The 8,159-nt window shown below is 68.5% G+C and carries 9 protein-coding genes and 2 riboswitches; of the genes, 7 read left to right on the forward strand and 2 right to left on the reverse strand.

The window, feature by feature from the left end:
• Positions 1 to 393: nicotinate-nucleotide--dimethylbenzimidazole phosphoribosyltransferase (locus DU475_RS22120; protein ID WP_164633339.1), on the reverse strand; the 393-nt coding region annotated here is incomplete at its 3' end.
• Positions 394 to 597: 204 nt separating this feature from the next.
• Positions 598 to 806, reverse strand: a riboswitch (cobalamin riboswitch).
• Between the two features lie 146 nt (positions 807 to 952).
• On the opposite strand from DU475_RS22120, the gene tcuA reads away from it, so the two are divergent.
• The 6 genes from tcuA to cobJ all read left to right on the forward strand — a co-directional run bounded on the left by tcuA (position 953) and on the right by cobJ (position 6,453).
• Complete coding sequence (gene tcuA, locus DU475_RS22125; protein ID WP_164633341.1) at positions 953 to 2,257, forward strand: FAD-dependent tricarballylate dehydrogenase TcuA; 1,305 nt, start codon at positions 953 to 955, stop codon at positions 2,255 to 2,257.
• Positions 2,244 to 3,380 (forward strand): tricarballylate utilization 4Fe-4S protein TcuB, encoded by a 1,137-nt coding sequence (gene tcuB / locus DU475_RS22130; RefSeq protein ID WP_047309080.1) that lies wholly within the window; start codon positions 2,244 to 2,246, stop codon positions 3,378 to 3,380. Before tcuA ends, tcuB begins: the two co-directional genes overlap by 14 nt.
• A gap of 87 nt (positions 3,381 to 3,467) precedes the next feature.
• Positions 3,468 to 3,670, forward strand: a riboswitch (cobalamin riboswitch).
• Positions 3,671 to 3,780: 110 nt separating this feature from the next.
• Complete coding sequence (locus tag DU475_RS22135) at positions 3,781 to 4,344, forward strand: hypothetical protein (protein ID WP_013503109.1); 564 nt, start codon at positions 3,781 to 3,783, stop codon at positions 4,342 to 4,344.
• Positions 4,341 to 4,970, forward strand: coding sequence for a precorrin-8X methylmutase (locus tag DU475_RS22140; RefSeq protein WP_013503110.1), 630 nt, complete (start codon positions 4,341 to 4,343; stop codon positions 4,968 to 4,970). Before DU475_RS22135 ends, DU475_RS22140 begins: the two co-directional genes overlap by 4 nt.
• The gene (locus DU475_RS22145) at positions 4,967 to 5,695 is read left to right on the forward strand and encodes a precorrin-2 C(20)-methyltransferase (protein WP_013503111.1); all 729 of its coding nucleotides are present in this window, start codon (positions 4,967 to 4,969) and stop codon (positions 5,693 to 5,695) included. The genes DU475_RS22140 and DU475_RS22145 overlap by 4 nt, the downstream gene beginning before the upstream one ends.
• Positions 5,692 to 6,453, forward strand: coding sequence for a precorrin-3B C(17)-methyltransferase (gene cobJ / locus DU475_RS22150; RefSeq protein ID WP_047309079.1), 762 nt, complete (start codon positions 5,692 to 5,694; stop codon positions 6,451 to 6,453). The genes DU475_RS22145 and cobJ overlap by 4 nt, the downstream gene beginning before the upstream one ends.
• On the opposite strand, the gene DU475_RS22155 is transcribed toward cobJ, so the two are convergent.
• On the reverse strand, positions 6,420 to 7,202 hold the full coding sequence (locus tag DU475_RS22155) for a cobalt-precorrin-6A reductase (protein WP_047309078.1): 783 nt from the start codon (positions 7,200 to 7,202) through the stop codon (positions 6,420 to 6,422). The two genes, cobJ and DU475_RS22155, sit on opposite strands and share 34 nt — an antisense overlap.
• Here DU475_RS22155 and cbiE point away from each other — a divergent pair.
• A partial coding sequence (gene cbiE / locus DU475_RS22160) for a precorrin-6y C5,15-methyltransferase (decarboxylating) subunit CbiE (protein WP_164633340.1) occupies positions 7,201 to 8,159 on the forward strand: 959 nt, incomplete at its 3' end. The two genes, DU475_RS22155 and cbiE, sit on opposite strands and share 2 nt — an antisense overlap.

An 8,159-nucleotide genomic window follows, 5' to 3' on the forward strand; every position in this document is an offset into this window, starting at 1 on the left:
GCGAGCGATCAGCTGGGGAGGCGGGGGCATCTCGGCATCGATGCCACCGTCGACGATCCGCACCTCGGTCGCCGCCGCTTTCGCGAGAACGTTCACGCCGGCGCAATCTGCCAGATAAGCTTCGACCATCGCGCGGGTCACGCTCGCTGGATATGGCGATACCCGATCGGCGGCGAGGCCGTGATCGCCGGCGAAGATGAACACCGCCGCCCGCTCGGCCCGCGGCGGCGCCGGATGCCAAATCAGCCCGAGCTGCACGGCGAGTTCTTCGAGCCGGCCGAGCGAGCCCGGCGGCTTCGCCTTGCCATCGAGCCGGGCTCGCAGCTCGGACTCATGGGCGTGATTGACCGGCGGAACGGCCAGGATACGTGGATCGAGCAAGGGCGCGTGCATCGGAAGCTCGGCAATCGGAATGCTCTGCCACCGCTTCTGCGGGGCAGTCAGGACGTGCAAACGACCGTTGCGGCGGCGACAGCTAAGCCGGGCGCACGCTGGTTCGTTCGGGCGACGAAGGAATTTCTCCGCGAAAGCGGAGGCGCGTCAGGTCGGCGGTTGGTGCGGCATGGCTGTGTCCTTCTTCGACCCACCGTCGAATGGCATGGTTTTCGGACTTCGGCCGGTCTCCTGGCTCGCGGACATTGTCCCGATCGCCTTCCCGAGCGGCTGTTGCGCCGTGCTCAGTGGCGGTGTGACCGGAAGCGGTCCGCTTACAGTTGCGGGGGCAGCCGCGGATTTGGCGATTGCGCGCCGCACCGCATTCCCGTTTCACCCTTCGAACGAAGGGCACCGAAGCAGGCAGTACCACAGCACGCCGATGCCGCCGGCGCAAGATTGACAACGTCCCGGAGCCGCACTCTAAGACGAAGGTCCACCAAGCCGCGCCCTCCCTGTCCGCTGTCGAGCGACGAAGGCGCATCATCTCGACCGGATTGACCGCATCTTGCTGTGGGATGTGACGGTGATAGGCGGCGGCATCGCCGGTCTTTGCGCGGCGATCGCCGCGCGCCGAGGCGGCGCTGCGGTGCGCTTGCTCGAAGCGGCACCGCGGCCCTTGCGCGGCGGCAATGCGCGCCACGGTCGCAATTTCCGGCTGACGCACGAGACGCCGCTCGACTACGTCCCCGATCGCTATACGGCGGATGAATTGCGCGCCGAGCTGCGCAGCGTGACCGGTGAGGAGACCGACCGGGTTCTCACGGAGGCGCTGATCGAACGTTCATACAGCATCGCTGGCTGGTTGATCGAACACGGCGTGCATCTGCAGCCGCCCGGCACCGGGGTGATGCCGTATTCCCGCCGCACCGCATTTCCGCTCGGCGGCGGCAAGGCAATGATCAATGCGTTGTACGCATCTGCCGAGCGATTAGGCATCGCAATCAACTACGACAGCGAGGTCCGATCGATTCTCCACAGCGAGGGCAGCGGCTGGACCGTCAACGTGCGTAGCACCGGCACTGACGCCCCAATCCGCACGCGCAGTGTCGTCGTCTGCGCCGGAGGCGCGGGCGCCGACCCGGCGTGGCTGCGCGCCAATTTCGGCAGCACTGCCGAGGGCTGGATGGTCCGCGGCACGCCTTATGCCGACGGCCGCCTGCTCGATCTGCTGATCGGGGCCGGCGGCTGTGCGATCGGCGATCCGACTACATGCCATGTCGTTCCGGTCGATGCGCGCGGGCCGCAATTCGATGGCGGCATCGTGACCCGGATCACGTCGATTCCACTCGGCGTCGTTGTCGATCGATCCGGTGCTCGCATCGACGTCGTAGGGGCCGGATCCCAGCCGACGCACTACGCCAAATGGGGACCAAGGATCGCCGCCTGCCCAGGCCAGATCGCTTATCTGGTGCTCGATACCCAAGGCCTCGCCCGTGCCGCGCCATCCGCCCTGGCGCCAGTCACTGCGCCGAACCTCGGCGAACTAGCTGCCGCGCTGCAGATCGATCCCACGGCTCTGTTGCAAAGCATCGAGGACTTCAATGCCGCCCCGGCCAACGCCGCGCGTACCATCGCGGAGCCACCATTTGCCGCCTATCCGATGCGGCCGGGGCTGACGTTCGTGCACTACGGCATCAAGGTGGATGCAACGATGCGGGTGGTCCAGGCCGACGGTCGCCGCCACGACGACCTGTTCGCGGCCGGCATGATCATGGCTGCGAATGTGCTGCGCCGCGGCTATCTCGCCGGGCTCGGCATCACCCTATCGGCAGTATTCGGCCAGATCGCAGGTGAGGAGGCAGCGCGCCATGTCCGCGGCTGATCCGATGCTCGAAGCCGAGCGCGTGCTGCGGATCTGCAGCGCCTGCATGTATTGCGATGGGCTCTGCCCGGTGTTTCCAGCGATCGACGGCAAGCACAACTTCAGCCTGAGCGACGTCAGCTACCTGTCGAACCTGTGCCACAACTGCCAGGGCTGCTGGCATGATTGCCAATACGCACCACCACATCCGTTCGCCGTCAACCTGCCGGCGACGTTCGCCGATCTTCGGCAGCGCTCCTATGCCGACCATCTGTGGCCGCCCGCGCTCGGTCGCGCCTTTCGCGCCTCATCGCTCGCCGTGCCCGCCACCGTCGCGCTCGCGCTGCTGATCACCTTCGCGCTGGTGCTGGGCACGGGCTCACCAGAAGCATTACGGACGACATACGCTGGCGAAGGCGCGTTCTATCGCGTGCTGCCGTGGCCGGCGATGGCCGGGCTCGCGGGCGGCACGTTCGCGTGGGCAGTGATTGCGATCACGCTGGCGACTTTGCGATACTGGCGCACGATCGCGCCAAAGACGACGATCAGCGAGATCGTGCGCGCGCTGCCGGTTGCCCTCTCCGACATCATCACGCTGCGCCACCTCGGCGGCGGCGGACCCGGCTGCCATGACCATGATGAGCGAACCTCGCAGCGGCGACGGATCTTGCATCACCTGACTGCCGGCGGCTTCGTGCTCAGCGGCCTGTCGACGATCGCGGCTTCCGCTTATCATCACCTGCTGGGCGTGATGGCGCCCTACCCGCTCGCCAGCCTGCCGGTGATGCTCGGGCTCGTCGGCGGCGTGACGATGACCGTGGGTGCAGTCGGGCTGCTGGCACTGGAAGCGCGGGCCGACCGCGCGTCGAGCGACCGCGGCGAGACCAAGCTCAACGTCGCGTTTCTCGTCTTGCTGGCCCTGGTCGGCGCCAGCGGGCTTGCGGTGCTCGGCTTCCGCAGCACGCCCGCGATGGCGCCGCTGCTCACCGCCCATCTCGGGCTGGTGTTTGGCCTGTTCGCCGCGCTGCCGTTCAGCAAGGCGCTGCACGCGCCGTTCCGGGCAGCGGCGCTGCTGCGTGCCGCAATCGACAGCAGTCGCCGCGCTTCAGCGCGGGCTCCGGACGCCTCGGGCGACTCGCTTTGATCCTGATCAAGCTGGCGCGAATTTGATGGACGCGGGAGGCCGGCAAACTGGTCGTGAAGGTCGATTGACAGTTCGCCGTTTCCGTCCCAAACATCGCGCGCCGACGGTGTCCTGTCCTCGACAGGACGAAGAGGGAATATCGGAAGGCCGCTGCCCGCAGCGGCCGAGCCGAAGCTGCCCCCGCAACTGTAAACGGCGAGCCGACGCAACACGCCACTGGATAACTTCCGGGAAGGCTGCATCGGCGACGACCCGTGAGCCAGGAGACCTGCCGTCGCCTGCTATGATGACGTCGTTTCGGGCGGGGTGCCCCGGGATGTCTTTCGGCGGTCCGGAGTGCAGGTCCGTTCGCCGGTTTTGAGCCATCGCCCGCGATGGCCAACCGACGAGATTCGGCGCGATGCCGCCCACTGCGCTCCATCCCGGTGTCATTGCCGGTTCTCAGCCGTCGCTTCCGCCGGACGCCGCCGAGATCGCGGTGCTGTCGCCCTGCGCCGAGACGCTGGCAGCCTTCGCTGAGGCGTGGACCGGTGACGCCGACCGTCTGCACACCAGCGACCTCGCCTCCTTCGCTGCGCAGGCATGTGATCGCTCGCTCGATTCGTCGCTGCTGCGCGCGATCCTGATCGTACTGCCGGATCAGGCGGATCTTTGCCGTGAAGCCGTCGAAGCGATCACCGCGTTCGCCGGCAGCCGGCGGATAGCCTTCGCGGTCCTCAGCTCTCGCGAGCAGCCCGGTGTTCCGAGCGAACTGATCACCAACCTGCCCCCCACGACGCTCCGTCGCCTGAACAGGCTGTACATTCAGCGTGCTGGCGATGCCGCACGCGCCATCCTGATGCAGTTCGCCCTCGCCGCGGGGCTCAGCATCTCCGCGATGGAGACTTCAAGCGACAGCGCGGTCGCCGACACAGAGCAGCCCCCATCCCTTCTCCCCGAGCTGATCGAGGACGCCGCCCGATGACTTACGCCTACGAACGAGACGGCGACGCGATCTATCGTCAGTCGTTCTCCATCATCCGCGCCGAAGCCGCGCTCGATCGATTCACGCCCGACGAGGAGAAGATCGCGGTGCGCATCATCCACGCCAGCGGCATGGTCGAAGTCGCCGGCGACATCGCGTTCACGCCCGACTTCGTCGCGGCGGGCCGCGCCGCGCTGCAGGCCGGCGCGCCGATCCTGTGTGACGCGCAGATGGTCGCCAATGGCGTCACCCGCAAGCGGCTTCCGGCCGACAACGAAGTGATCTGCACGCTGAACCATCCTGACGTTCCTGCCCTCGCTGCAAAGCTCGGCACCACCCGATCGGCCGCCGCCGTCGATCTGTGGCGCGACCGGATGCAGGGCGCTGTGGTCGCGATCGGCAACGCGCCAACCGCGCTGTTCCGCCTGCTCGAAATTCTCGCCGAGCCCGGCGCACCGCGGCCCGCGGCCATTATCGGCATCCCGGTCGGCTTCGTCGGCGCCGCCGAATCCAAGGACGCGCTGCTGACGGACTCACCCTCGCCTTGCGTGATCGTGCGCGGCCGGCGCGGCGGCAGCGCGATGACGGCTGCGGCGATCAACGCGCTGGCGAGCGAACGCGAATGAGCACACCGACGATCTACGGCGTCGGCGTCGGCCCAGGCGCACCAGACCTGATGAGCGTCCGCGCTGCGCGGCTGATCGGTGGCGCCAAGGTGGTGGCGTATTTCCGCAAAGCCGGACGCCCCGGCCACGCCCGCCGCATCGCCGATGGCCTGCTGCCGGAGGGCGTGATCGAAGAACCGATGGACTATCCGGTGACGACCGAGATCGCACTCGACGATCCGGCCTATGCGGCGACGCTGCGCAGCTTCTACGAACAATGCGTCGCGCGGCTCGCCGACCACATCGCGCAAGGCCGCGACGTCGTCGTGCTGTGTGAAGGCGATCCCTTTTTGTACGGCTCGTTCATGCATCTGCACAGCCGGCTGGCGCCGCGCATCCGCGTCGAAGTCGTGCCGGGCATCTCCGGCATGGCGGCATGCTGGACTGCGAGCGGCACGCCGATCACCTATGGCGACGACGTGCTCTGCGTGGTGCCGGCAACGCTCGGACCAGCGCGGCTGAAGGCGGCGCTCGCCACCGGCGATGCAATCGTGATCATGAAGCTCGGCCGCAATCTGCCGAAGGTGCGCCGCGCGCTCGACGACGCCGGCCTGCTCGATCGCGCGATCTATGTCGAGCGCGGCGCGATGGACGATCAGGTCGTGATGCCGCTCGCCGACAAGACCACCGACGACGCGCCTTACTTCTCGATCGTGCTGGTCCACGGACAGGGACGACGGCCATGACCGGATCTGTCGTCGTCGCGGGCCTCGGGCCCGGCGCGCAGGAACTGATCACCCCCGAAGTCAGCGCAGCGCTGGCGCGCGCCACCGACATCGTCGGCTACGCGCCCTATGTGGCGCGCGTCGCTGAGCGTGAAGGCTTGCAGCGGCACGCGTCTGATAACCGCGAAGAGCTCGATCGCGCCGGCTTCGCGCTGCGGCTGGCGGCCGAGGGTCGCCATGTCGTCATCGTCTCCTCCGGCGATCCCGGCGTGTTCGCGATGGCGGCGGCGCTGTTCGAAGCGATCGAAGCCGGCGATCCGTCGTGGCGCGAGCTCGACATCCGCATCCTGCCCGGCATCAGCGCGATGTTCGCCGCCGCGGCGCGGATCGGCGCGCCGCTCGGCCACGATTTCTGCGCGATCAACCTGTCGGACAATCTCAAGCCGTGGGAGACCGTCGAGAAGCGGCTGCGCGCCGCAGCGGAGGCCGATTTCGTCATCGCGCTGTACAACCCGATCTCGAAGGCCAGGCCGTGGCAGCTCGGCCGCGCCTTCGAGCTGCTGCGCACCATCCATCCCGCGTCCGTGCCGGTGATCTTTGCGACCGCTATCAGCGATCCACGCGAACGCATCGACGTGGCGCCGCTCGGCGAGGCGGTGCCGCAACGCGCCGACATGCGCACGCTGGTGATGATCGGCTCGTCGCAGACCCGGATCATTCCGCGTCGCAGCGGCGCCGCTTTCGTCTACACCCCGCGGTTCTCCGGAGCGGTGTCGTGACCGAGCCAGGCCATCACATCGGCGACCGTCGCGACGCAGTGCCGATCCGGCACCGCGGGCCGCTTCACCATGATCACCGGCAGCCCGAGTTCGCGCGCCGCGGTGATCTTGGCAACAGCCGCATCGCCGCCGGCATTTTTGGCGACGACGATCTCGGTGCGGTGCGCCCGCAGCAGCGCGCGGTCGCCGGCGAGATCGAACGGTCCGCGCGCCACCACGATATCGACATTCGGCAACGGCAGCGGCCCGCGCGGTGGATCGACCAGCCGGACCAGATAGGCGTGCTGCGGCTGCGCCGCGAACAGCTCGAGGTTCTGGCGGCCGATGCCGAGAAACACCCGCCGCGGCGCTGCGCCGAGCGCGCTCACCGCCTGAGCGAGATCTTCGACATCGACCCAGCGATCACCGGCGACCGCCTGCCACGCCGGCCGCTCCAACGCCAACAGCGGCACGCCCGCTTCGGCGCAGGCGATCACCGCGTGGCGGCTCATCTGCGCCGCGAATGGATGCGTCGCATCGACGACGCGCTCGATCCGCTCGGCGCGCAAGTAATCGACCAAGCCGCTGATGCGGCCAAAGCCACCAACGCGAAACGGGATCGGCGGTGGCTTCGGGTGATCGGTGCGGCCGGCGAACGACAGCACCGCGTCGACGGCCGGCTCGGCGGCGATCGCCCGGGCGAGCGCCGAGGCATCGGCAGTGCCGCCGAGGATCAATACGCGCGAGCGATGCGATGAAGGGAGCGTCATGATCACCAGCGATGACACGACGCAGCCCTGGCTGTCCATCGTCGGAATCGGTGAGGACGGCCTCAAGGGGTTGTCGGCGCGCGCACGGGCGCTGCTGGACACCGCCGAGCTGATCGTCGGAGGTGATCGCCATCTCTCCCTCGTCGCCGCATTGAACAAGCCCACAATGCCGTGGCGCGTGCCGTTCGCGGCCTCGCTCCCCGACGTGCTGGCGCAGCGTGGCCGCCGCGTCGCCGTGCTGTGCTCCGGCGATCCGTTCTGGCACGGCGCGGGATCGGTGCTGGCCGATCATCTCGCGGCAAATGAATGGACCGCCGTGGCGGCGCCATCGACCTTTGCCTGGGCCGCTGCGCGGCTCGGCTGGCGCCTGGAAGACGCGGTGACGCTCGGCCTGCACGCGCGCCCCGTCGCGACGCTGCGTCCGCATCTCCGCCCGCAGGCGCGGCTGATCGTATTGGTGCGCGACGGCGCCGCGGTCGGCGAGATCGCCGCGTATCTCGCGGCGAACGGTTTCGGCGCGTCCGAACTCACCGTGCTCGAAGCACTCGGCGGCCCGCGCGAGCGCGTGCGGCGAACCACCGCCTCGATCTTCGCTTTCCCCGACGTCACCGCTCCAGTCGCACTCGGCATCGCCGCAGCCGCGGAGCCGAATGCCGTGATCATGCCGTGCGTCAGCGGCCTGCCGGACGAGCTGTTTCAGCACGACGGCCAGCTCACCAAGCGCGAGATCCGCGCGGTGACGCTGTCGACGCTGGCGCCGCGCGGCCATGAGCTGCTGTGGGACATCGGCGCCGGTGCCGGCTCGATCGGGATCGAATGGCTGCTGGCGGCGCGTAGCAATCGCGCGATCGGGATCGAAACGCGCGCCGATCGGCTCGCGACCGCGCGCGCCAATGCCGAGGCGCTCGGCGTGCCGCCTGTCTCCTATACACCTCTGACGCTTCCGCCGATATCCCG

The organism is Rhodopseudomonas sp. WA056 (genome assembly GCF_010906995.1).
Taxonomy (GTDB): Bacteria; Pseudomonadota; Alphaproteobacteria; order Rhizobiales; family Xanthobacteraceae; genus Rhodopseudomonas; species Rhodopseudomonas palustris_G.